The 23,892-nt window shown below is 63.3% G+C and carries 16 protein-coding genes and 6 pseudogenes; 12 read left to right on the forward strand and 10 right to left on the reverse strand.

What is annotated here, in order from left to right; genetic code table 11:
- Positions 1-244 precede the first annotated feature (244 nt).
- The 5 genes and pseudogenes from A4G99_RS03275 to A4G99_RS03290 all read right to left on the reverse strand — a co-directional run bounded on the left by A4G99_RS03275 (position 245) and on the right by A4G99_RS03290 (position 5,395).
- Positions 245-1,699, reverse strand: coding sequence for an RtcB family protein (locus A4G99_RS03275; protein ID WP_066139434.1), 1,455 nt, complete (start codon positions 1,697-1,699; stop codon positions 245-247).
- A gap of 90 nt (positions 1,700-1,789) precedes the next feature.
- A complete protein-coding gene (locus A4G99_RS29720) occupies positions 1,790-2,419 on the reverse strand; it encodes an oligopeptide/dipeptide ABC transporter ATP-binding protein (RefSeq protein ID WP_394337437.1) in 630 nt (209 codons plus the stop codon).
- Positions 2,420-2,470: 51 nt separating this feature from the next.
- Positions 2,471-3,114, reverse strand: a pseudogene (locus A4G99_RS29725) (ATP-binding cassette domain-containing protein); the annotation flags it as partial.
- 6 nt (positions 3,115-3,120) lie between these two features.
- Positions 3,121-4,210 (reverse strand): annotated as a pseudogene (locus tag A4G99_RS03285) (ABC transporter ATP-binding protein).
- Between the two features lie 3 nt (positions 4,211-4,213).
- On the reverse strand, positions 4,214-5,395 hold the full coding sequence (locus A4G99_RS03290; RefSeq protein ID WP_190303676.1) for an ABC transporter permease: 1,182 nt from the start codon (positions 5,393-5,395) through the stop codon (positions 4,214-4,216).
- Between the two features lie 168 nt (positions 5,396-5,563).
- Here A4G99_RS03290 and A4G99_RS03295 point away from each other — a divergent pair, with 168 nt between their 5' ends.
- Together A4G99_RS03295 and lonB are read left to right on the forward strand one after the other, a co-directional pair.
- Positions 5,564-6,535: an ABC transporter permease gene (locus A4G99_RS03295; protein WP_066139439.1), complete on the forward strand. Its 972-nt coding sequence runs from the start codon at positions 5,564-5,566 to the stop codon at positions 6,533-6,535.
- Positions 6,536-6,661: 126 nt separating this feature from the next.
- Positions 6,662-8,762, forward strand: a pseudogene (gene lonB, locus A4G99_RS03300) (ATP-dependent protease LonB).
- 43 nt (positions 8,763-8,805) lie between these two features.
- Here the strand turns inward: lonB and A4G99_RS03305 are convergent.
- Together A4G99_RS03305 and A4G99_RS29350 are read right to left on the reverse strand one after the other, a co-directional pair.
- Complete coding sequence (locus tag A4G99_RS03305; RefSeq protein ID WP_066139441.1) at positions 8,806-9,045, reverse strand: hypothetical protein; 240 nt, start codon at positions 9,043-9,045, stop codon at positions 8,806-8,808.
- Positions 9,046-9,272: 227 nt separating this feature from the next.
- Positions 9,273-10,278 (reverse strand): annotated as a pseudogene (locus A4G99_RS29350) (alcohol dehydrogenase).
- 160 nt (positions 10,279-10,438) lie between these two features.
- On the opposite strand from A4G99_RS29350, the pseudogene A4G99_RS03315 reads away from it, so the two are divergent.
- A pseudogene (locus A4G99_RS03315) lies at positions 10,439-11,620 on the forward strand (MFS transporter).
- On the opposite strand, the gene A4G99_RS26845 reads toward A4G99_RS03315, so the two are convergent.
- The 3 genes from A4G99_RS26845 to A4G99_RS03325 form a co-directional block, all read right to left on the reverse strand.
- On the reverse strand, positions 11,621-12,733 hold the full coding sequence (locus A4G99_RS26845; protein WP_223301679.1) for an amylo-alpha-1,6-glucosidase: 1,113 nt from the start codon (positions 12,731-12,733) through the stop codon (positions 11,621-11,623).
- 71 nt (positions 12,734-12,804) lie between these two features.
- On the reverse strand, positions 12,805-13,527 hold the full coding sequence (locus A4G99_RS26850) for a glycogen debranching N-terminal domain-containing protein (protein WP_223301680.1): 723 nt from the start codon (positions 13,525-13,527) through the stop codon (positions 12,805-12,807).
- On the reverse strand, positions 13,527-14,630 hold the full coding sequence (locus A4G99_RS03325) for a TrmB family transcriptional regulator (RefSeq protein WP_066139469.1): 1,104 nt from the start codon (positions 14,628-14,630) through the stop codon (positions 13,527-13,529). Before A4G99_RS03325 ends, A4G99_RS26850 begins: the two co-directional genes overlap by 1 nt.
- A 161-nt stretch (positions 14,631-14,791) precedes the next feature.
- Between A4G99_RS03325 and A4G99_RS03330 the strand changes: the two genes are divergently transcribed.
- From A4G99_RS03330 to A4G99_RS03365, 9 genes and pseudogenes are all read left to right on the forward strand, one after another.
- Complete coding sequence (locus tag A4G99_RS03330; protein ID WP_223301681.1) at positions 14,792-16,168, forward strand: ABC transporter substrate-binding protein; 1,377 nt, start codon at positions 14,792-14,794, stop codon at positions 16,166-16,168.
- Complete coding sequence (locus tag A4G99_RS03335) at positions 16,165-17,070, forward strand: carbohydrate ABC transporter permease (protein WP_066139443.1); 906 nt, start codon at positions 16,165-16,167, stop codon at positions 17,068-17,070. The genes A4G99_RS03330 and A4G99_RS03335 overlap by 4 nt, the downstream gene beginning before the upstream one ends.
- Before the next feature lies 1 nt (position 17,071).
- Positions 17,072-17,749 (forward strand): carbohydrate ABC transporter permease, encoded by a 678-nt coding sequence (locus tag A4G99_RS03340; protein ID WP_223301682.1) that lies wholly within the window; start codon positions 17,072-17,074, stop codon positions 17,747-17,749.
- Positions 17,750-18,028: 279 nt separating this feature from the next.
- Complete coding sequence (locus tag A4G99_RS03345) at positions 18,029-19,141, forward strand: ABC transporter ATP-binding protein (RefSeq protein WP_255359034.1); 1,113 nt, start codon at positions 18,029-18,031, stop codon at positions 19,139-19,141.
- A 36-nt stretch (positions 19,142-19,177) separates the two neighbouring features.
- Positions 19,178-20,325 (forward strand): annotated as a pseudogene (locus A4G99_RS29730) (ABC transporter ATP-binding protein).
- A gap of 391 nt (positions 20,326-20,716) precedes the next feature.
- Positions 20,717-21,661 carry a glucoamylase gene (locus A4G99_RS03355; RefSeq protein WP_223301683.1) on the forward strand — a complete coding sequence of 315 codons (945 nt, stop codon included), beginning with the start codon at positions 20,717-20,719 and terminating at the stop codon, positions 21,659-21,661.
- Positions 21,662-21,692: 31 nt separating this feature from the next.
- Positions 21,693-22,538 (forward strand): glycerate-2-kinase family protein, encoded by an 846-nt coding sequence (locus A4G99_RS26855; protein WP_223301684.1) that lies wholly within the window; start codon positions 21,693-21,695, stop codon positions 22,536-22,538.
- Positions 22,539-22,760: 222 nt separating this feature from the next.
- On the forward strand, positions 22,761-23,081 hold the full coding sequence (locus A4G99_RS26860; protein ID WP_223301685.1) for an MOFRL family protein: 321 nt from the start codon (positions 22,761-22,763) through the stop codon (positions 23,079-23,081).
- Positions 23,078-23,887, forward strand: coding sequence for a sugar phosphate isomerase/epimerase (locus A4G99_RS03365; protein WP_066139451.1), 810 nt, complete (start codon positions 23,078-23,080; stop codon positions 23,885-23,887). Before A4G99_RS26860 ends, A4G99_RS03365 begins: the two co-directional genes overlap by 4 nt.
- Positions 23,888-23,892 lie beyond the last annotated feature (5 nt).

The raw sequence follows: 23,892 nt of genomic DNA on the forward strand, positions 1-23,892 counted from the left end.
AGCCACTATCTCGTGGAGCGACCGCGAGCGGGCGGGGGCTTTCGAGGTAGTGTTCTCGGGGCAGTTGCAGTCGAAGTAGTGCAACGTTTCCTCGTAGCGAGAAGACAAGAACGTTCGAAACCGAGTTCCGAAATATCTCTTCAATCGACAGTACCATTCAGTAGAGATCAGTACAAATCAGTACTTACCAATATTCTCGACGAGGCGAGAATCGAAACCCAACCCGCAAACCGAGTCCCCAGCGCTATTTCGCTTTCAGGTTGTGCACGACATCCAACCACTCAACTACCTCCGCAGTCGGTTCGATGGCCTCCCGAATCGCGTCGGCCGGTTTGTAGGCCATCGGCGCTTCGTCCAGCACCGACTCGACGACCGATTCGGAGTAGATACCGTCCATCGCCTCGCCGAACTCGTCCATGGAAATCGTGTCGTAGGCATCCCCTCTGCTCATCGTCCGGCCCGCGCCGTGCGGGGCCGTGGAGTGGTACTCCTCGTTGCCCTTCCCCCGGGCGATGATCGATCCGTCGGCCATGTTGAACGGGACGACGAGTCGCTGGCCCTCGCGGGCGGGCGTGGCACCCTTCCGGATCGTCATATCGCGGAAGTCGATGTAGTTGTGCGTGGACTGAAAGCGGTCGGTCGGCCGAATTTCGAGCGCCGCACAGATGGCGTCGCTCATCAACTCGCGGTTCCAGCGGGCGTACTGCTGGGCGAACAGCATATCGACGTAGTAGCCGTGTGCCTCCCGCCCGTCGAGCCAATCGAGGTCCTCCATTCGCCCCTCGTCGGGGCGCAGGTTCGATCCCGAAAGGACGTCGAACGCGTCCTCGATGTCGCCGCCGTCGAAGGCCTCCCGGACTCGCTCGGCGCGGATGTGCGATTCACCCATTCCGCCGGTGACCCACGTGAACAGTTCACCGTCTCCGACGGTTTCGGGGTCGAACTTGAGGAATTTCCCATACTCGTCCGGAATCGCATCGCGGATTTCGTCGGCCGAGCGGTAGTCCGAGGCTCGGCCCTGCCAGTACTCGGCGACGGCCTTGCCGAGGTAGCGCGACCCGCTGTGGACGACGAGCCAATAGTCGCCCGACTCCCGGCCCTGTGCGAATTCGACGAAGTGGTTGCCGCCGCCGAGCGTTCCGGCGCTCTTGATGACGTAGCCCATCCCCTGGCGCTGGGGTGCCAGCACGCGCTCGCAGAGGGATTTGAAGTACGCCTCGCCGTAGCCGTCGAAGTCGAAGACGAGGGGGTCGATTGCTCGCCCGAATCGCTCGCGGTAGGCGGCGTCGAAGCGTTCGAAGACCTCGTTCGCCCGCTCGAACGGGAACTCGTTGACCAGATGCGGCGCGTCGTCGTACTCGTGCACTTCCCGACCCATCGGCACGGCGTCGCGGACGCGGCGCTCGCGTTCTTCGTCCGCATCCGCAAGCGGGAGGTCGGAACCGAGGTTCGTCGCGCACATGCCACAGCCGACGTCCACGCCGACGATGTTCGGGACGACGCGGTCGGGGAGCGGCATCGTGAAGCCAATCGGGGCGCCAGCGCCCCAGTGGGTGTCCGGCATGATCCGCACCGGTTCGGTGAACGCGGGGTGATCGATGAGTTCCTGAATCTGTTGGAGACAGCCGGATTCGACCAGCGCCTCGTCCTCGACCATCACGCGGGCGGTCGTGTGCGACCCGTTCAACTCGATAGGCATTCTCTGCCCGATTCGAGACGGCGAACCGACATCAAAGTAGCTGATTGCGTGATGGGACGAGGGGGTGGCAAAATCGCTGGAATCGTCCCGCTACCGGTCCGCGTTTGGCCCGTCGTACAGATGGCACGCGACGGCTCGACCATCGACCGTTCGCTGATCCGGATTATCAGTCTCGCACACCGTCGGAAACGCCTCGTAGAGGGTTTCCGCGGCGGCGTCCTCGTCCCCGTCGATAGCGCGCCCGATCACGCTCGAAACCGTCCCCTCGACGCGTTCGTGATCGATCGTCGGTGGTATCCCGTACTCGCGCCGAACCGCCTCCCGGAGGGCTGTTTCCGGGATCGAACCGTCCCCCCGCTCGTCGGCCAGCCGTTCGCGGATGGATTCGAGACCGAATTCCCCGTCCCGGAGCGCGATACGTAGGGCGAAAATCCCGGCCCACGTCGCCTGGGCGAGCGAGTAGTCCTCGGGTGGGATGATTTTCGGACAGCGGGTGTGAAACCGGCACCCGGACGGCGGCGACGACGGGTCGGGGACGTCGCCGGTCAACTCCACCATCTCGTTCCGGTCGTGCGGGTCCGGCCGTGGAACCGTATCGAGCAGCGCCTTCGTGTACGGATGTTTCGGATCCTCGAACAGGTCGCTCGTCCGTCCGTGTTCGACGGCTTCGCCGACGTACATGACGACGACGCGGTCACAGAGCTGGTGAACGACGCTCATGTCGTGGCTGATGAGCAGGATGGAGAGATCCAACGCCTTCTGGAGCCGTTCGATGAGCGCCAGAATCTCGGCCTGCACGGACACGTCGAGGGCGCTCACGGGTTCGTCCAACACCAACAACTCGGGATCCAACGACAGCGCCCGCGCCAACGCGGCACGCTGTTTCTCCCCGCCCGAGAGTTCGTGCGGGTACTGTTCGCGCTTGCCCTCCGAGAGTCCGACGAGCGAGAGCAACGTCTCGATCCGTTTCGTCAGCCGCTCGGTGTCCGTCAACCCGTGTGTCAACATCGGCTCCGCGATGGATTCGCCGATGGTCATCCGCGGATCGAAACTGGACGACGGGTTCTGAAACACCATCTGAACCTGCCGTCGTACCGCTTTCGCTCGTCCTTCGACAGCGACCCGAGCGAGCGGTCCCGAAACGTGATTTCCCCGTCAGTGGGCGTTTCGAGCGAGACGACGGTTCGAGCCACGGTCGATTTCCCACAACCGGATTCGCCGACCAACCCGAGCGTTTCGCCGCGCCGTAGATCGAAACTGATGCCATCGACCGCACGCACGCGTCCCCGCTCGCGGGCCAGCAACCCTTCCGTGATCGGAAAGTGCTTCTTCAGGTCGCGGACGGAAAGAACGGTCTCGTCGTTCAGTTCCGCGTCGTCGGTACCTCGTCGATGATTCGTCGTCTCCGTGTTCATCGCTCGTCACCTCGTATCGTGGTCGATCCGTCCTGAACGGACGTTCGTCGGTTCCTTCCATCGTAGTCGCCGCCGTCGACGTCGTTTCTGCTGTCGCGTGCGGTTCGTCCAAGGTCCCGGCTCGGCGTCGTCGTCGTAGTAGACACACGAGACCCGGTGACCATCCCCTTCGAGCGCCCGGAGCGGCGGTTGGGACTCCGAACGACAGTCGTCGGTCGCGTGCGGACATCGCGGATGGAACCGACAACCGTCCGGCGGGTCCGTCGGGTCGGGAAGCGAGCCACCGATGGGTTTCGGCGTCCACCCGCGCCGCGGCACGCTGTCGAGCAGGGCATCGGTGTACGGGTGGGCCGGACGGTCGAAGATGTCGAAGACGTCCGCGCGCTCCATCACCTTCCCGGCATACAGTACGACGACGCGGTCGGCGACCTGCGCGACCACGCCGAGGTCGTGGGTAACGAACAACACCGCCATGTCGCGTTCGGCTTGGAGCGTTTTCAGCAGATGGAGGATGCCCGATTGGGTCGTCACGTCCAGCGCCGTCGTCGGTTCGTCGGCGACGAGCAGGTCGGGTTCACACGACAGCGCCATCGCGATGACGACCCGCTGTTTCATCCCGCCCGAGAACTCGTGCGGGTATTCGTCGAATCGCTCGGCGGGGTTGGGAATGCCGACCCGGTCGAGGAGTTCTATCGCCCGCCGTCGCGCGGCGTCCTTCGAAACGTCTCGGTGAAGTCGAATCGCCTCCACGAGTTGACTGCCGACCGTGTAGACGGGGTCGAGCGAGTCCTGCGGGTTCTGGAACACGTACGCGATTCGGTCGCCGCGAATCGAGTTGAGCGTCTTCGTACCGGCCGACAGCAAGTCGCGCCCGTCGAACCGGACGGTGCCGAAAAGCCGCGCCGGTGGCGACGGGACGAGACGGGTCAGCGACTCGCAGGCGACGGTCTTCCCGGCAACCGCTCTCGCCGACGAGACAGACCGTCTCGCCGCGGTTCACGTCGAACGAAACGCCGTCGAGTGCGTGCACGACGCCGCGGTCGGTGTCGAACGTCACCCGGAGGTCGTCCACCGAGAGCAGGGGGTCGGGACTCATACGTCACCCCGCGGGTCGAACACGTCGCGCAACGTATCGCCGACGATGCTCAAGGCGACGACGGTGAAGACGAGCACGACGACGGGTATCGTCCAGATCCACCACACCTTGATCGGCACCGTGTAGAAATTGTCCAACAAGCCGGTCGCAATCGTGTCGCCGAACGACGCGCGTAGCGACGACATCACCGATTCCGATGAACGTCAAGGCCGTTTCGAGGAGGATAAGTTGCGGAATCTTCTGCGTCGTCCCGATGAGAACCGTGTTGGAGACGTTCGGAAGCAAGTGTTTCCGAAGGAGGGTCCACCGACTCACGCCCGCGCTCCGCGCCGCTTCGACGTACTCCTCTTCCCGACGCTGAATGGCCTCGCTTCGGACGAGGCGGGCGATGCTTCCCCAGTTGAGGAGTCCGAACACGACCACGAACGCGAACAGGCTCGGTCCGGCGAGGAAGACAAAGATGAGATAGACGACGAACGCCGGAACCGACTGCTGGACGTCGACGTATCGCATGAGGACGGTATCGACCGTACCGCCGCTGTATCCGGCGACGAGACCGACGACCGTCGCGAGCGGAATCATGAAGACGGCGGTAATGACGCCGACTTGGAAGCTCACGTGCATCCCCGAGAGCACCAGCAACACCATGTCCTGTCCCAAGGTGCTCGTTCCGAGCGGGTAGGTCCACGACCCGTGACAGAAGCCGTTGACGGTGGGGCCGACGCACGTCGACGTCACCAACCCGAGTTTCGACGAGAACAGGAGGGGCGGTTGGCGGGCGACCGTTGGGTCGGTGGCTGGACGCCCGAGGAGTGCGGGACCGACCATCGCCAGGATGGCGAACAGAATCAGGGAGACGAGGGAAACGACTGCGAGCCTGTTGGACCGAAACCGCTCCCAGTACCGTCGATTCCGGCGGGTGTTTCGGACGAGCGGTGGCAGAGCGAAGCAGACGAGGGCGAGGAGACTCACCCGGAACAGCCACGTCAACTTCGTCGGCCGCCACGAATAGACGACGCCGATACCGTGGGAGTTCGTATATCGGTAGAGAAGCCACAGTCCGACGAGACCGGCGGCGAATAGCAGGAAGCGCCAGGGGACAGTTCGGTCCGTACTGTTCTCCTGTTCCCAGTCGATGGGGGTAAGCGGCGTTTCACCCGACCGTCGGCCGGTGTCGTTGCTCACCGAAAACCACCCGGTGGAGAGGGACGATTCGACACGTAGACGGGGAGGTGTTGCATGAATGTACTCCCTGTGTGGTATATATCCACATGACAAAAAGATACCGAATGGATAATTCACTCCTGTCGATACTATTTTATACCGATTGTCGGTATTTTTGATGTTGAAACCATGAGTCGCCGCTCCTACGTCATCAAACGGATCGCGTTCTCCGTCTTCGCCCTCTATCTCGTGCTGTCCGTCACGTTCGGATTCATCGCGTTGACCGCCAATCCCGGCGTCGCTCAGGCGGCGTACGGTGCCGCGCAATCGGCCAGAAACCATCGTCTGAACGCGACCGAGCAGAAGGCGTACGTGCACGAGGCCATCGAGCAGTACAAGGAGGAACACGATCTGAACGAGCCGGTGTGGAAGAGCTATCTCAACTGGCTCGTCGATATCACGACGTTCCACTGGGGTCGGTCGCACACGCACCACGGAACACCCGTGATCACGCTGCTCGAAGGCGCGATTCCGGCGACATCACGCTACGTCGTTCCGGCGATGCTGTTCGCGCTCGTCGGGGGAATCGGGCTCGGCGTGTACTCCGCGCTGCATCCGGGGTCGATAGTCGAACGGATAGTGACCGGCGGATCGTACGTCGGACTCGGGATTCCGAGCTACTGGATCGTCGTCGTGGCCGGTCCGGGTATCTTGGGGCTCACCGAGACGCTCCATCAGTTCACGCCACACGTCCAGACGGTACTGTTGTCGAGCGTGCTGGGGATTTCGCTGCTCGCGGGACAGTTGCGGTACGCACGAGCCGAATCGCGCGAGTACGTCTACCGCGAGTTCGTCAAGTTGCTTCGCGCGAAGGGCGCATCGAATCGACGTGTCGCCCGGCACATCCTTCGCAACGCCGCGATTCCACTGCTCTCGTTGTTCTTCGCCGACCTCATCGGAACGCTCGTGGTGAACGTCTTCGTCCTCGAATCCGTCACCGGTGTCGGGGGAATCGGTAGCCTCGGTCTCGGCGCGATTCAGCAACGCGATCTACCGCTCATTCTCGGAGTGGCGATGGTCATCGCGTTCGTCGGAATTCTGGGCAACCTCTTCCAGGACCTCGCCTATGTGGGACTCGATCCACGCGTCGAATCAGAGTGAAAGGGTACGAGACACGCGTTTCGGCCTCGAAACGCCGGTCCATTGTCGTCAAATAGTATACCAGAGGTTGAACGATTCAAAAAGTATATCGGGCAGGGTTACGCTTACTATCGGCAAGAATAGTCAATGGGCAATGGAAAACGCACTGACAGTCCCTCCCAGTCAGAGGCGGATATAGACGCCTCTGACGGTACTTCCGACGAGCGGCGGGATTCGCGCTCGGTTTCCGACGGGGAAGTTGCCCCCGAGGATTCCACCGTCGATTCCGTCCCGTCTGAGGAAGGCGCTCTCGGAACGAACGTCGATGAATCGCTGGTCGCCGACGATTTCGACCCCGAAACGGACGACGATCTCCTCGGCGGTTTGGACGTCGAGACGACCGATGAAATTCCCATTCCGGACCGACTGGTCGATCAAGTCATCGGGCAGGAGTCCGCCCGTGAAACCGTGGTGAACGCGGCGACACAACGTCGTCACGTGATGATGATCGGGTCGCCGGGGACCGGGAAATCGATGTTGGCGAAGGCGATGAGTCAGCTTCTCCCCAAGGAGGAGTTACAGGACGTCCTCGTCTATCACAACCCCGACGACGGAAACGAACCGAAGATTCGGACCGTTCCCGCCGGAAAGGGGAAACAGATTATCCAAGCGCACAGGGACGAAGCGATGAAGCGTGACCGGATGCGCACGTTCCTGATGTGGGCGATCATCGCACTCGTCGCCGGATACGCCTTCTTCATCGCCAAAGAGTTCTTACTGGGTGTTATCGCGGTTGGCGTGACGTACCTCCTGTTCCACTACAGTTCACGCGGGACGAACGCCGTTATCCCGAACCTGTTGGTGGACAACTCCGACGTCGATACCGTTCCCTTCGAGGACGCGACGGGTGCCCACGCGGGTGCGCTGCTGGGCGACGTGCGCCACGACCCGTTCCAGTCCGGCGGAATGGAGACCCCGAGCCACGACCGCGTGGAACCGGGAGCCATCCACAAGGCGAACAAAGGCGTGTTGTTCGTGGACGAAATCAACACCCTCGACATTCGCAGTCAGCAGAAGCTGATGACCGCGATTCAGGAGGGCGAGTTCTCTATCACCGGTCAGTCCGAACGCTCCTCGGGCGCGATGGTTCACACCGAACCCGTCCCGACCGATTTCATCATGGTCGCGGCGGGGAACCTCGACGCGATGGAGAACATGCACCCGGCACTTCGTTCGCGTATCAAGGGATACGGATACGAAGTGTACATGGACGACACCATCGACGACACGCCGAAGATGCGCCGCAAGTACGCCCGCTTCGTCGCCCAAGAGGTCGAAAAGGACGGACAGCTTCCACACTTCACGGACACGGCCGTCGAAGAGATCATCCTCGAAGCCCAGCGCCGCGCCGGTCGCAAGGATCACCTCACGCACGAACTGCTGTAACCTCGGTGGTCTCGTCCGCGTCGCCGGTGACATCGCCCGCGCGGAGGACGCCGAGAACACCACGCGTGACCACGTCCTACAGGCGAAACAGCGCTCGCGCTCCATCGAACAGCAGATCGCCGACGACCACATCGAACGCCGGAAGGATTACGAACTCACCGTCTCGGACGGTGCGGAGGTGGGTCGCGTGAACGGTCTGGCGGTCATGGGCGAGGACAGCGGTCGCGTCCTCCCCATCATGACCGAAGTCTCCCCGGCACAAGGTGCCGGGAAGGTGATCGCCACTGGGAAACTCCAGGAGATAGCCGAGGAGGCGGTGCAGAACGTCAGCGCCATCATCAAGAAGTTCAGCGACGAGGACATCTCCGAGAAGGACATCCACATTCAGTACGTCCAGACCTACAGCGGCGTCGAAGGGGATTCGGCGTCCGTGACGATGGCGACCGGCGTCATCAGCGCGCTCGAAGATATCCCCGTCGATCAGAACGTGGCGATGACGGGGTCGCTCTCCGTCCGCGGCGACGTCCTCCCCGTTGGTGGCGTCACGCACAAAATCGAGGCGGCCGCGAAGACCGGCATCGAGACGGTCATCATCCCGAAAGCGAACGAACAGGACGTGATGATCGAAGACGAGTACAAGGAGATGGTGAATATCGTCCCCGTCTCGCACATCAGCGAGGTCCTCGAAGTCGCGCTCGTCGGCGAGTCCAAAATAGAGAGCCTCACCGACCGACTCAAGACCATCACGGGGACGGCCCTCGACACGAGCAGCGATCACGGGTCGCCGAGTCCGAGTCCCTGAACTCGATTGTTTCCGGTCGATTCGATAGCTGACTTCCGAAAAATCAGAGGTCCTTGTTCACGCGAATCTCCTTGTCGGTCACCGTATCGACGACGCTGGCGGGAACCGTCAGGTCGTCGTCGTCGGCGCTCCCCCATCCGAACACTTCCAGCCACGCTTCGCCGAGGTTGGGGTCGGGATCGACGTACGCCGTCCCGCTCCGAACCTCGCTCACGATCCCGAGTTGCTCCCCTTCTCCGTCCATCAGGAACTTCCCTTCGTCTTCCTCGCTGAGAGTTGCCATATTTTTCGTTCACCACGGGAGTACATTCGCTTTGTGGCTAGGTGAGCTGATTTAACAGTCACAACAGCTCGCGTCACCGGTGAATACCATACCGCCACGTTCGGTTCGGGCGGAGATGAGGCCGTGTCTCTTCATCGTAATCTTCGCGAGAATTATCGGGGAGAAGCCGATTCCTGATCGCGGTTTTAGCGCGACGAAACGACGTCAGTTCTCCGGTGCTGACTGTCCTACGGTTCCAGCACGGCTCGGAACCGAACCTCGTTGTCCATCATTCGTTCGTAGGCGTCGTCGGCGTCCGCCAAGTCGAACGTCTCGATTTCCGGCGTGATGTCTCGAAGCGCGCTGAACTCCAGGGTATCTTGAGAGTCACGAGCGTCGCCGGACGCCCACCCGCGAACCGCGCTTCGGCTTCCGACGAGGTCGACCACGGAGACGTCGATGGGTTCGCCGGGGTACGCCGACGTGACGACTTCGCCGTCGGTGTCGAGACCGGGGACGACCGAGCGGAATCGCGTCGGCGTTCGGCGCGGTGGCGAGGACGACCGTCGCGCCGCCCAACTTCTGGAGTTCCTCCGCCGGGTCGTCGGCCTTCGCGTCGATGAAGTGGTCGGCACCCAATTCGCGGGCGTACTCCTCCTTGTCGGTGCCACGCGAGATGGCGACCGTTTCGAATCCCGCCTGTCGGGCGTACTGCACGCCGAGGTGACCGAGTCCACCGATTCCCTGTACGGCGACCAGATCACCCGGTCGGGCGTCCGTGTGTCGGAGCGCGTTGTACGTCGTGATCCCGGCACAGAGCAGGGGCGCGGCGTCCGCCGCATCGAGTTCGTCGGGGACGGCCGCGAGCGCTTCGGCGTTGACGACGGCGAACTCGGCGTAGCCGCCGTCGACCGTCACGCCGTGGATATCCGCGTTCTCGCACTGTTCGAACTCGCCGCGACGGCAGGCTTCGCAGGTGAAGCAGTGTCCGGCGTGCCAGCCAGCGCCCACGCGGTCGCCCTCCTCCCACTGCTCCACGTCCTCGCCGACCGCATCGACCCGTCCGACGATCTCGTGGCCGGGAACGCGCGGGTAGGCGAGTCCGGGGTAGCCACCCTCCTTCGCGTAGGAGTCGCTGTGGCAGACGCCACAGGCTTCGACTTCCACGCGAACTTGCGTGGCGTCCGGCGTCGGAACCTCCCGTTCGACGAGTTCGAATTCCCCTCCCGGTTCGTCGACTTCGACCGCCCGCATCGTATCTGACATAGCAGTCGGAACATCGGGCGCGAGACGGATAAGTGGAAATGCCAATATCGGCGGAAAGCGGCGACTGCTTCCGGTTTCACTCTCCAGGCATCGTTGTCCGGAGTCGTCATACTTACCGCACCGCCGTTCGTGTTTCGAAGCGAAAACAGTGACGAGGAACACGAAGGCGACAACGGGAAATTGGCGGTCGGTCGCGACCGTCACGGGGTGGCAGATGCCGCGAGCCTCTGTTATTACAGCATCTTCGCCGCGACGGGCGTCGTCCGTGACGCCTTCTCGCTGTCGGCGTCCAGCGTCGGGTTCTTCCTGACGGCCGCGCTGTTCGGCTACACGATTGCGCTGTTTCCGAGCGGGGCGGCCGTGGACGGGTACGGCGAAAAACGCGTGATGGTGGTCGGACTCGCCGGACTCGCGGTCGCCACCGTCGGCGTCTCGTTCGAGGTCGTCGTACTCCCTCCTCCTCGTCGCGGGCGTCGTGTTGGGGGCCGCGTACTCCTCGGCGATGCCCGCGTCGAACCGTGGCATCATCGCCAGCGCGCCGAACGGACGGGAGAACCTCGCCATGGGATTGAAACAGGTCGGCGTCACGGCCGGGAGCGGCGTCGCCTCGCTCGTCATCACCGGCATCGCGGCAGTCACGATCTGGCAACTCGGTTTCTGGGTCATCGCCGTGCTCGCGGGTGGCTACGCGCTCGGGTTCGCCGTGACGTACGGCGGGACGTCCGGCGAGGGAACGATGTCCCTCCCCGATTTCAGCGATCTACGGACGAACGGGCCGTATCTGCTGCTCGTCGTCGCCGGACTCTTCCTCGGCGCGTCCATCTTCGCCATGCTCGGCTACATCGAACTCTACGTCAAGGACGGCCTCGGCCAGACCACCGCCATCGGCGGCATCGTGCTGGCCCTCACACAAGTCATGGGGAGTATCGCCCGCATCGGTGCCGGAAGCGCCGCCGACCGACTCGGCGGCGCTCGCGGGTCGGCGACCGTGGCATTCGTCCAAATCGCCGGGGGTGCCGTCCTGTTCGCCGCGCTCGCGACCGGTATCTCGTCGTTCCCCCTCGCCATCGTCGTGTTCGCCGGACTCGGACTCTCCATCTACGGTTCGACCGGCGTGTTCTACTCGTGTCTGAGCGGTCTCGTGGACGGCGAGGATATCGGTGCCGCGACGGCGGGAGGGCAGACGGCCATCAACGTCGGCGGACTCATCGCCCCGCCCGTCTTCGGCGCGCTGGTCGAACGGTCGGGGTACGGCCTCGGTTGGGAACTGTTGGCCGGAATGACCGTCGTTTCCGCGTTGCTCCTTTTCGCCGTTCGCCGCTGGACCTGATTACCGGATCAGTTCCGCGATGGTCTCGGCTTCGACGGGATCGGAGTCGAGCACGCTTTGAACGAATCCGAACACGCTTCCGGCGCTCCACGCCGCCGGAATACAGGAGTCCGGATGGCGGAGCGTGCCGACCGAGACGCCCTCGTCGAAACCGACCATGAGTTCCGGGAAGCCGAACCCGTCGGGATAGTCGGTTCGGACCGTGTCCTCCAGCGCCGACAGTCCCCGAACGGCGAGCGCTCTCGCCGCGTCCTGTTGGCCGCGCTCGGCGAGTCCCATCGCCGCCATGCTCGTGTCGTGTGGCCAGACGCTCCCGCGATGGTACGAGAGCGGGTCGAACGAATCGTGTGACGCCGCGAACGTCCTGAGACCGGCCGAAGTGAGCATGTCCTCGCGCGTCAACCGCTCGGCGACCTGCTCGACGCGTCGTTCGCTTCCTAATCCACCCCAAATGGCGTGGCCCTGGTTCGAGGCGACGCTCGGGATGACGCCGTTTCCGTCGATCCCGAGCGCGTAACAGCCCTCGTCGGGAAGCCAGAACCGCTCCTCGAACGACGCCGCGAGCGTCTCCGCCGTCTCCCGGCAGTCGTCCGCCAGCGATTCGTCGCCGACCCGCTCCGCGAGCGGTGCGAACCGCTCCAGTGCGCGGAAGACGTACCCCTGCACTTCGGCGAGCGCGACTGCACCCTCCGCTGGAGTTCCGTCGGGACGAGCAAGCGATTCCGCGCTGTCCTTCCACCCGAGATGGGTGAGACCCAGCGAGTGATCGTGTGATTCGTAGAACAGGAAGCCGTCGTCGTCCAGTTCGGAAAGCGTCCATTCGATGGCGGCTTTCGCGTTGGGGTACAGTTCCTCGAACAACGTTTCGTCGCCCGCCTTCTCTACGGTATCGGCGAACAGCGCCGCGAACAACGGGGTCGCGTCGATGGTTCCGTAGTACGGCGTTCGGACGCTTTCCCCGATTACGGGGAGGTCGCCGTACCGCTTCTCGTGCATGATTCGGCCGGGCGCTTCGAGCGTCGCGTCGTCGGTTTTCGTTCCCTGTTCGTCGGCCAAGAAACGGAGCGTCCGTTCCGCGACAGTCGGGTCGAACGGCAGGAGTTGATAGCTCACGATGAGCGAATCGCGGCCGAACGGCGCGAGAAACCGCGGCGCACCCGCCGCGGGAACGCCACACGGGAGCGTCAGCGATTCGAGCGTTTTCGCGCGGCGCGCCCGACGAGTCGGTCGTACCGTGGACAGTCGATGTCCGTCTCGATATCGGGCGTGTTCCGTCGTCCACCCGGCAGTTCGAGTTCGAGTTCGATGGAACGGGTCGAAGCGGGCGGGACGGTCACGTCCGCGGAAAAGGTGGCCGAGTCGTCGGAAACGCTCGTTTCGAGGTCGGAGTCGGTCGTGACCTCGACTCGCCGTTCGGTGTCGTCGGCGAGCGTGCCGACGAAGGCGACGCCGGACGTGCGGCGTTCGATTTCGACCGGCCGCACTTGGTGTTCACGCGGCGAGAAGAAGGCAGGGATTTCGAAGATATGGCCGAAATCGGGGGCGAACGAGACGGAGAGGGTTGCCTCGCGGGCCAACCGCGTGTTGTTCGTGAGTCGGACCCGGACGAGACAGCCGGATTCCGTGATTTCGAGGTGTTTGCCGAGCATCCAGGGTCGTCCCTCGCCACGGCCCGTGCCGACGGTGGGGCTGGCGAGCGTCGTCGTCACGCCGCGTCGGTCGCTGGATTCGCGACCGAGGACGTGCCAGTCGTCGGGTCCGTCGAGGTCGATTTCGAGCGCCGAGAGGTAGCGATGGTCGGATTCGTACACGCCGGTTTCGGGCGTCGCGGGCGTGACGTCGCCGCGTGCATCGACCACGATCTGTCGTCCTGAATCCATGACGAGCGCACAGTCGTCGGGAAGCATCAGGCGTCCTCCTCACGGTCCGGGTACGTTACCGCTTCGATGATGATCCTGTCGGCCTCCAAATCTTCGAGCACCGCACCCCATCCACCGATACCGTACTCGCCGTCCTCGGTACGGAGGACGATGGTCGCTTGCCCGGCGAGCGTCGAGAGCGACGGCGTTTGGTCCCCCTCGCGGATGTCGCCGTTGGCGTACAGGATGTCGGTTATCTCGCCCGACAAGGTGATACTCTGTCGCCGACCCATCTCCCGTCCGCGAGCGGTCGCGGTGATGGTGGCCCCGTCGGCCAGCAGCGGTGCGATGTCGCGGATGCACCGCCGAATGTTCACGTACTCCGCCGGGAGCGTTTCGCTGTGGGTGGTGTAGACGATGGCCCACGACTCCCAGAGAGCGGCCTCGAAGTACCAGTGGAAGATGTACGTGAGGGTCTCGTCTTCGAACACCGCACCGTACTGCCCGGTCGGTTCCGTGTGCGGCGCGAAGCACGCGATTTCGCGGTCCACGAGGACGAGAAACGGCGCGGGGAGGTGACGGTGCCGTGCCTCGGTGACGACGTCGGCGAACTCCTCGTCGGTCGGGAGGTCGGTCGGCTGTTCGTAGCTCGTATTGATCGAAACGGAGACGAACACGTCGTTTTCGTAGCACGTCTTGAGGGCAGGTACGAGGCGGTCGTACTGCTCCGGCGTGACCGACAGTTGTACCTGATTGGTCGCGTCCTGAATCGCTTCCTCAGCCCGTTCGACGACCGTTTCGACCCGTTTGAGGATGCTGATGCGGTGTCCGCCGACCCCGGCCTGTTGCCATCTATCCTGAATCTCGGTGGCCGTCTTCGAGAGCGTTTCAGCCCGCGATTTGAGGTTCTGGAGGACGTCCGTCGGTTCCCTGGCCCGCGCCCGGAGCGCGTCCTGTTTGTACGTCTCGACGTAGCCTTCGTCCTCCAAATCCCGGAGCACGTCGTAGATCCGCGACCGCGGTACATCCGCCCGTTCCGCGAGCGACGTTGCGGACGCACTTCCCAAATCGAGGAGGGTGACGTAGGCGTCGATCTGGTACGTCGAAAGCCCCACCTCCTGAAGTCCGCGTCGAAGTTCGTCGGTGTCCATCTGTGTGTTGATTCCCATCCTATCGAGTTGAATCTTTTAGTTGACGTTCCCGATCCAGTGCCGTTTCGTCCATACGAATTCTCATATTCACTCCTGTATCAAATACGTGAGCAAGATTTATATATTTCTTATTCTTCATGGTTGAGTAGGACAGAGTTCCTATGACAGGCGATCACAAAAACGGGGAAAAAACGCGGCGTACGGTGCTACAATCTATCGGCGGAGCGGCTGGCGTGGCCGCGCTTGCCGGGTGTGTCGGAAGCCTCGGCGGCAGTAGCGGCGACGGCAAGAACAAGGACATCACGTTCTGGACGAGCAACGTCGAAAACGACCGACAGAAGGTCATCAAGAAACTTCTCAAGGCGTACGACTCGAACAACGGCGGTTCCAGCACGCTGAACGCGGTCCAAGAGGACGACCTGCCGACGCGCATCTCTTCGGCACGCGCATCAGGGACGCTCCCGACCATCGCGGATTTCGGTCTCTCGCCGATGCAGAAACTCGGTAGCGGCGGTCTTCTCTCCACGAAAGCGGCCGACGCCGTCATCGAGAACGTCGGCAAGGACAAGTTCTACAAAGGCGCGCTCGATCTGACGAAAGCGCCCGACGGCGGTCACTACTCGATTCCGATGTACGGTTGGGTCGAGGGAATGTGGTACCGAAAGAGTAGCTTCGAGGATAAGAACCTCGACGACCCGACGACGTGGGACGGCTTGATGAAGGCGGCCAAAGCGCTTCACGACCCCGATAACAATCAGTACGGTATCGTTATCGGGACGAAGAAGACGGCGTTCGCCCGCCAGTGTTTCACGCCCTTCGCCCGCTCGAACGGCGCGCGCGTCTTCGACAAGGACGGAAAGATCGTCTTCGACAGCAAGGAAATGATCGAGGCGCTCGACTTCTACGGCAAACTCTCGAAGTACACGCCGCCGGGCAAGGACACCTGGAAGACGGCGAACAACACGTACCTCAACGAGCAGAGCCACCTGATCCAGTACTCGACGTTCATCATGAGCGACCTCGTGGACAAGGGCGACGAGATGGTGAAGGACACCAAATTCGCCCCGTACGTCCAGCACAAGCGCAAGAGTTCGTTCGGGCAAATCGTCGGTCTCAACCTCTTCGAATCGGCTTCGAAGGAGCAACTGGACTACGGCAAGAACCTGGCCGAGTACCTGATGACGAAGAAGTACGTCGAATGGCTCCACATGGCCCCCGGCGGGATGAACCCCGTTCTCAAGGAAACGGCGAGCAGTTCGGAGTTCAAGGACGACGAGACGCTGAAGGCGTGGGGTTCGACGGTCGAGGACGTCTCCGCGGCCTTCGAGAACATCGAACGCTTCGGCTACGTCGACGGCAAAGCCTTCCCGGAACTCGGAAACATCACGAACAAGTTCCTCATCGCGGAGGCGATTTCAGCGCGTGACCGACGGCGAGAGCGCCGACACGGTCGCGAAGGAGCAGGCGAAGAAGATGCGGGACGCAATCGAGGAATAGTCGTCCACCATCGACCACACAAGTCCCCAATTCATTTATGAGTTTAGCAAACCGTACGAAGCTCTCGTTGGACGGCGACTACACCGTCGAGCAGAAGGAGGCGATCCTGGGCTATCTGCTCATCGCGCCAGCGTTGCTGTTGGTCGCCGGGGTCATCGTGTATCCCGTTCTCTACAACGTCTACCTGAGCTTTACGAACGTACCGCTTTCGCCCGATGCCTCGCCGACGTGGGTCGGCCTCGAACACTACCGAACCCTGCTTTCGAGCGGCGAGTTCTGGGCGGCACTGAAAACGACGGTCATCTTCACGCTGGGTAGCGACGTGCTCGCCACCGTCGGCGGCCTCGGCGTGGCGATCCTGTTCAATCGAAAATTCCGCGGCCGACGGCTCGTTCGAGGGCTGATGCTGCTGCCGTACGTCGCCCCGCTCATCGCGGTGGCGTACGTCTGGCAGTGGCTGCTCGACCCGCTGTACGGGATGATTCCGTACTTCCTGAGTCACACCCTCGGCATCTACTCCGGTGACATCGACCTGCTCAACAACGCGAAGACGGCGCTGTGGACGGTCATCGCCTTCGACGCGTGGCGCTACTTCCCGTTCGCCTTCCTGATGATAATCGCCCGCCTGCAAGCGATTCCGAGCGACATGTACGAGGCGGCGAAAATCGACGGCGCGGGCCGTATCGCCCGATTCAAGGACATCACGCTGGCCGAACTGAAGTACGTCCTCGCCACCGTCTTCCTGCTTCGCTGGATTTGGAACTTCAACAAGTTCGCCGACATCTGGCTGCTGACGAAGAAAGTGAACACGCTGTCGCTGTACGCGTACCAGACCGCGTTCGCGAACTACAATCACGGTCAGGCGGCCGCCATCGCCATGGTGCTGTTCGTCTCGCTCATGGTGTTCGTCCTCGTGTACGTGAGCTGGATTCTGGAGTGGTAACATGATAGGAACGATACTCGCTACGGTGTCCGACGGCTTTTCCAACGCCTTCGGACGAAGTCGCATCGAAACCAGCCTCTGGGAGAAGGTCGTCTTCTACGGCGCGATAGCGCTGACGATGGTCGTCTCGCTCCTCCCGTTCTACTGGATGATCGTCACGAGCTTCATGCCGGAGAGCGCGATTTACTCGCTCCCGCCGTCGTTCGTGCCACACGACCTGACGCTGAAACACTACGCGAGCGTCTTCAGTCCGGAGACGTTCCCGTTCGTGACGTACTTCAAAAACAGCCTCATCATCTCGATCATCACGGCCGGGATGTCGGTCGTGGTCGCCACGTTCGGCGCGTACAGTTTCGCCCGCCTGAACTACCCCGGACGGGGACTGTTCTCGCGCGGCGTCCTGCTCGTGTACATGTTCTCGGGCATCCTGCTGGTCGTCCCGCTGTTCCAGATCATCGTCTGGATCGGTCTCGTGGACAACCTCGGCAGTCTGGTCATCACCTACCTCGTCCAGACGCTGCCCGTGTCGCTGTACATGCTCGGCAACTACTTCCGAAGCGTCCCGCCGGAGATAGAGGAGGCGGCGATGATGGACGGCTACTCGCGGCTGGAAGTCATCTTCCGCATCACGCTCCCGCTCTCGGCACCCGCCATCGTGGCCGTGTTCATCTACACGTGATGATCGCGTGGGAACGATTACCTCTTCGCCAGCATCTTCCTCAGCACCCGCACGAACTTCACGCTTCCAATCGGTCTGGACGCGCTCTCGTCCGGGTTCCACCAAGTGTGGGGACAGATCATGGCCGCATCGCTGCTGACCAGCGTTCCCATCATCATCATGATCGTTTACCTAGAGAAGTACATGGTCGAGGGACTGACCTTCGGGTCGGTGGAGGGCTGATTCGTGTCCTCCGAGATAGAGACCACGGAGAAATCGGCACCTGACACCAGCGCCGAAATCGAGACGGAACAGGCCGGGATCGACCTCTCGGACCTGCGGAAGTCGTACGGCGACGTGCTGGCGGTCGAGGGACTCGACCTCGAAATCGAACCGGGCGAGTTCCTCGTCCTGCTCGGGCCGTCGGGGTGTGGAAAGTCCACGACGCTCCGCATGATCGCCGGACTGGAGACGCCCACCGGCGGCTCCATCGAAATCGGCGACGAGGAGGTAACGAGAACCCTCCCGCAGAAACGCGGCCTCTCGATGGTGTTCCAGAGCTACGCGCTCTACCCGCACAAGACGGTTGAGGGGAACCTCGAATTCCCGCTCGGCAAGATGGACCTCTCGGACGAGGAGAAGACGGCGAAGGTCGAGCGAACGGCGGAGATGCTCGAAATTTCCGACCTGCTCGACAAGAAACCCGGACAACTCTCCGGCGGCCAGCGACAGCGCGTCGCGGTCGGCCGAACCATCATTCGTGAGCCGAAGGCGTTCCTGATGGACGAACCGCTGTCGAATCTGGACGCGCAACTCCGCGTTCGGACGCGGTTCGAGATTCGGGAACTCCAGCAGGAACTCGGGACGACGACGGTGTACGTCACCCACGACCAGGAGGAAGCCATGAGCGTCGCCGACCGCATCGCCGTCATGAACGACGGCGAACTCCAGCAGGTCGGGACGCCCGAGGAGATATACAAGACGCCGGAGAATGCGTTCGTCGCCGGGTTCATCGGCAATCCGCCGATGAACTTCTTCGACGTTTCCGTCGGCATGGGCGTGGAACTCCTGCCGAACGGCGACACTGCGACCCTCGACACGTCGCTCCCCATGGACACCGAGACGCTCGGAGTCCGTCCGGAGGACGTGCATCTCCTCTCGACCCCGGCGGTGGACGTGGCGAACGTCTCCCGACCGGACCCGAGAAACCTGACGAACGCCATCGAGTGCGAGGTGACGGTCATCGAACCGCTCGGCAACGCGTACGAACTCGAACTCGCACGCGGGGACGACACCTTCATCGCCCGCCTGCGGGCGCTTCCGGAGGACGTGTCCATGGGTTCGACGGTCGAAGTCGCCTTCGACCGCACTGAACTCCACGTGTTCGGCGCGACGGGGGAGGCGATTCGATGAATCGAACTGCTGATCGTAACCACGGAGGTGAGACGAATGGCGACGCTTGAACTGAACGAGTTGACGAAGATATACGACGACGCACAGGGCCGCGAGGTCGCGGTCGATTCGCTCGACATCGACATCGAGGACGGGGAGTTCCTCGTCCTCGTCGGGCCAGCGGGTGTGGAAAGTCCACGACGCTCCGGATGCTCGCCGGGCTAGAAACCGTGACGGACGGCACCATCGAAATCGGTGGGACCGAAGTCCAACATCTCGCCCCGAGCGCGCGCTCGATCGGCCATGGTGTTCCAGAGCTACGCGCTGTACACCAAGATGACCGCCCGTCAGAACATGGCCTACGGGCTGAAACACTCGACCGATCTGAGCAAGGCAGAACGGAACCGCGAGGTCGAGGACATCGCGGAACTGCTCGACATCACCGAACTGTTGGACGACAAACCCGACGAGATGAGCGTGCGGCAAAAACAGCGCGTCGCGCTCGGCCGCGCCATCGTCCGCGACCCGGACGTGTTCCTGCTGGACGAACCGCTCTCGAACTTGGACGCGAAGCTTCGGGCGCGGATGCGGACCGAACTCCAGCAGTTGCAGACCGACCTCGACGTCACGGCCGTCTACGTCACCCACGACCAGACGGAGGCGATGACGATGGCGACCGCATCGCCGTCATGAACGACGGCGAACTCCAGCAGGTCGCGCCGCCGGAGGTCGCCTACGACCACCCGGCGAACGAGTTCGTCGCCACGTTCCTCGGCAGTCCCTCGATGAACACCTTCGAGACGGTCGCCGTCGAGAACGGCGACGAGATCGAGTTCCGCCACGACGGGACGACGCTCGCGGCGGTTCCGCACGACACGGTCGAGTGCGCCGACGGCGAACCGATGACGCTCGGCCTTCGACCGGAGGACGTTCGACTGTCGGACGACCCGACGGACGGGACGTTCGCGGCCGACGTGACCGTCTCGGAGTACCAAGGCAACGATAATTTCATCCATCTATCGGTGGAAAACCACGACCTGATGGCGCGCGTTCCCTCGGACGTCTACCCGAACCCCGACGAGACGCTCGGCGTGACGGTCTCCCCGCGGGACGTGTACCTCTTCGACGCGGACAGCGGTATCGCGCGCAAGACACGCGGTCTCCCCGACGAACAGCCCCCCAAACCATCGGTTTCCAACCCATAAATGGCAGAAAACACGACAGATACGACGCTCCACGATTCGCCGACGACAGCCCTCGACGACCCGACGTTCCACCTCGACGTGTTGGACGACCTCGACCTACCCGGCCGAGTGTGAAGGGTCGGTCCCGCTCGCGAGCGACCCGGACGACCGCTACCCTTACGCCTATCCGCGCGACATCGCGTGCATCACGAAGGCGTGGCTTCACGCAGTCGAAGCGGACGGTCGCCCCGGCGAATGTCAGGAGAACATCCTCGGTGCCGCACGGTTCTTCCTCGCCGCGCAGGACGACCGAGGGCGCTGGCGACAGCGGTACGCGCTCGACGGCACCGACAAGGGAATCTATCAACAGGAGGACAACGTCGGACACGGCCTGCACGTTCTCTCACACGCGGTGTTCGCGCTCGACGCGACGGACTCGCTGGAGACGGCCAACCCTGCATTCCGGCAGGACATCATCGACGCGACGGAGCGGGCCGTCTCGCACGTTCAGGACGAACTCTTCGACCCGAACGCCCACCTCGTCGAGAGCACGACGAGCATCCACGAGGGGCGCATCGAATCGGGCTACACGCTCTGGGTGAACTGCGTCTTCGTCGCCGCCCTGCGCGGTATCGAACGCGCGCTCTCGCTCCTGCCGGAGGATTCGGAGACGGTCGAGGACCACATCGCAAGATTCCGATCTCACCTCGAAGGCGGCGTGAAACGCTCGTTCACGAGTCCAGCGCAGGTGCCCCGGCGGTACACGCCGGACGGAAAACTCGACGTCCGACCCGACGTGACGCTGTTCGCGCCGTTTTACTTCGGCCTCCAAGACCTCTTCGGGGACGCGCTTCACGAGGCGGCCAACCGCTCCGCGACCGCGCTCGAAGACCCGGAAATAGGCGGCATTCAGCGATTCATGGGCTTCTACCGCGACTTCGACGTGCACCAGCACGGCGGCAACGGGCCGTGGTTGCAGTACACGGCGTGGCACGCACAGTACCGATTCGCCAACGGCGAGACCGACCGCGGAAACGACGTGTTGGCGACCATCGCGTCCTACGCCAACGCCGAGGGGCACATCCCGGAACACCTGACGACCCGACGACGCTTCGAGGCGTTCGTGGAGAACGAGTGGAGTACGGGATTGGACTTCGAGAAGGAGTTCGACGAGGACGTGTTGCGCGACGTGTCCTTCGACTTCGTCGCCGAGGAACTGGGCCACATGCAGGAGGCCTACAGCGACCTCGAAGCCCAGACGGCGGATCGAGACGTTGTCCGGTTCGCCATGCCGCTGGCGTGGTGTCACGCGGAGTATCTGACCGCACTGTTGACCCGTGACGCCGCCGAAGCGTAATTGAAACGACGCTCCCATTTTCCCATAATCCATGACTCACGACCATCCAGACTCGCCGACGCCGGAACAGGTCGCGCTCGACTGCCTGCACGCGGGTATCGACGCCGCACATCCACGACACGTCGTGCGCCGAAAGCTCTCGCGCGACGGAAGCGTCCTCACCGTCGACGGCGAATCGTTCGACCTCGATTCGTTTTCGACCGTGCTCGTCCTCGGCGGTGGCAACGCCGCTGGGGAGATGGCGGCCAGCCTCGAAACCACCCTCGGAGACTATCTCTCGGGCGGTATCGTCGTCACCGACACGCCCGCCGAAACGGAGACGGTCGAGGTGCGCCCCGGCGACCACCCGCTGCCGAGCGAACGGAACCGCGATGCGACGGAAGACATCCTCTCGGCCGCCGAGGAGGCCGACGACGAAACGCTCGTCATCGCGCCGATTTCGGGCGGCGGCAGCGCGCTCCTGTCCGCACCCGCGGAAGGAATCTCGCTCGATTCGTTCCGCACCGTGACCGACGGACTGCTCCGCTCCGGCGCGGACATCCACGACATCAACACCGTTCGGCGGGCGCTGTCGAGCGTGAAGGACGGCGGCCTCGCCGAGGCCGCCGCCCCCGCTCGGGTGGTCGGACTGGTCGTCAGCGACGTGATCGGCGACGACCCGGCGGTCGTCGCCAGCGGGCCGACGTATCCGAGCAGAGCGAGCGCCGAGGACGCGAGCGCTATCCTGAGCGAGTTCCTCGACGAGGTTCCGGCGGACATCGAAGCCGCGCTCGAAACGCTCGAATCGGCGGCAGTACCATCGGAATCGGCGGCGTCGCCTCCGGCGACTGCCGCGATTCGGAGAACGGGACCAGCGATTCGGGGGTCGAGAACGTGACGAACTTCGTCCTCGCGGACAACTGGACGGCCATCGATGCGGCCGCGGAGCGGGCGCAGGAGATGGCGTATTCGACGCTCGTCCTCTCTTCACGAATCGGCGGCGAAGCCGCCGAGGTCGGCCGCACCCACGCCGCCATCGGCGGCGAATGTGCGGCGACCGGCAATCCGATCCAGCCACCCGCGGTAATTCTGTCGGGCGGCGAGACGACCGTCACCGTGGATGGTGACGGCGTCGGGGGGTCCGAACCAGGAGTTCGCGCCTCGGCGCGACGCGCGAAACGAAGGGTCCGACATCGTCGTCGCGGGCGTCGATACCGACGGGTTGGACGGAAGCACAGACGCCGCGGGTGCGCTCGTGGACGGCGAAACCGTCCCGCCAGAGGACCGCGCCGCGGCGCGGGCGGCGCTGCGAGACCACGACACGTATCCGTTTTTGGACGAGCGTGACGCGCTGATCGAAACCGGCGAGACGGGAACCAACGTCAACGACCTGCGGGTCGTGGTCGTCGGGCGAGCGGACGAGGAGAACTCTCCCAAATGAATCACAGGTACGGACTGAATCAGGCCGGGTTTCCGGCGTCGGAAATCGAAGCGACGTGCGAAATCCTCGCCGATGCCGGATACGACGGCGTCGAACCGAACTATCGAAAGGGCGGATTGCTGACGACGGCGGACGGCCGCGAACGCGTTCGAGCGGCCGCAGACGAGAACGGCCTCACCGTTCCGGCCGTCTCCACCACGCTCCACTGGGAGTACCCGCTGTCGAGTGCGGACGACGAGAAACGGGAGCAAGGAATCGACATCGCGTGCGAGATGGTGGACGCGGCGGCGACCCTCGACGCGGACGAGATTTTGCTCGTTCCGGCACGCATCCTCCCCGGCGCGGACTACGACGCCGACTACCGACGGGCGGTCGAATCCGTCCGCGAAATCGCGGGATACGCGGCGGACGCCGGGGTCGGCGTCGCCGTCGAGAACGTCCAAAACGACTTCCTGTACTCCCCCCGCGAGTTCGTCGAATTCCTCGAAGCCGTCGAGGATTCCGGGGCGATTTCGGCGTACTTCGACGTGGGCAACGGCTTCCGCTGGGGGCTACCGGACCGCTGGATTCGGGGACTCGGCGACTGGATTTCGAAGGTCCACGTCAAGGACTGGCTGACGGACGCCCACCGACCGACGTACCTGTTGCAGGGCGACATCGACTGGGACAGCGTCGTCGCCGCGCTCTCCGACGTCGGCTACGACGGTTGGATTTCCGCCGAGATTCCGCCTTACAACTCCGCGCCGCACCGGATGCCGCCCGACGAACTCGACACCATGCGGTACCTGTTCGAACCGAGCGACTGACCACC

It is taken from the genome of Haladaptatus sp. R4 (genome assembly GCF_001625445.1).
Classification (GTDB): Archaea; Halobacteriota; Halobacteria; order Halobacteriales; family Haladaptataceae; genus Haladaptatus.

Excerpts from the sequence above, each read along its gene's own strand:
- A4G99_RS03335 (WP_066139443.1), top strand. The coding sequence starts at position 16,165 with ATGAGTTTAGCAAACCGTACGAAGCTCTCGTTGGACGGCGACTACACC.
- A4G99_RS26860 (WP_223301685.1), top strand. The coding sequence starts at position 22,761 with ATGGTGACGGCGTCGGGGGGTCCGAACCAGGAGTTCGCGCCTCGGCGC.
- A4G99_RS03275 (WP_066139434.1), bottom strand. The coding sequence starts at position 1,699 with ATGCCTATCGAGTTGAACGGGTCGCACACGACCGCCCGCGTGATGGTC.
- A4G99_RS03340 (WP_223301682.1), top strand. The coding sequence starts at position 17,072 with ATGATAGGAACGATACTCGCTACGGTGTCCGACGGCTTTTCCAACGCC.
- A4G99_RS29720 (WP_394337437.1), bottom strand. The coding sequence starts at position 2,419 with ATGAGCGTCGTTCACCAGCTCTGTGACCGCGTCGTCGTCATGTACGTC.
- A4G99_RS03325 (WP_066139469.1), bottom strand. The coding sequence starts at position 14,630 with ATGGACACCGACGAACTTCGACGCGGACTTCAGGAGGTGGGGCTTTCG.
- A4G99_RS03305 (WP_066139441.1), bottom strand. The coding sequence starts at position 9,045 with ATGGCAACTCTCAGCGAGGAAGACGAAGGGAAGTTCCTGATGGACGGA.
- A4G99_RS03330 (WP_223301681.1), top strand. The coding sequence starts at position 14,792 with ATGACAGGCGATCACAAAAACGGGGAAAAAACGCGGCGTACGGTGCTA.
- A4G99_RS26855 (WP_223301684.1), top strand. The coding sequence starts at position 21,693 with ATGACTCACGACCATCCAGACTCGCCGACGCCGGAACAGGTCGCGCTC.
- A4G99_RS26850 (WP_223301680.1), bottom strand. The coding sequence starts at position 13,527 with ATGCTTCCCGACGACTGTGCGCTCGTCATGGATTCAGGACGACAGATC.
- A4G99_RS03365 (WP_066139451.1), top strand. The coding sequence starts at position 23,078 with ATGAATCACAGGTACGGACTGAATCAGGCCGGGTTTCCGGCGTCGGAA.
- A4G99_RS03295 (WP_066139439.1), top strand. The coding sequence starts at position 5,564 with ATGAGTCGCCGCTCCTACGTCATCAAACGGATCGCGTTCTCCGTCTTC.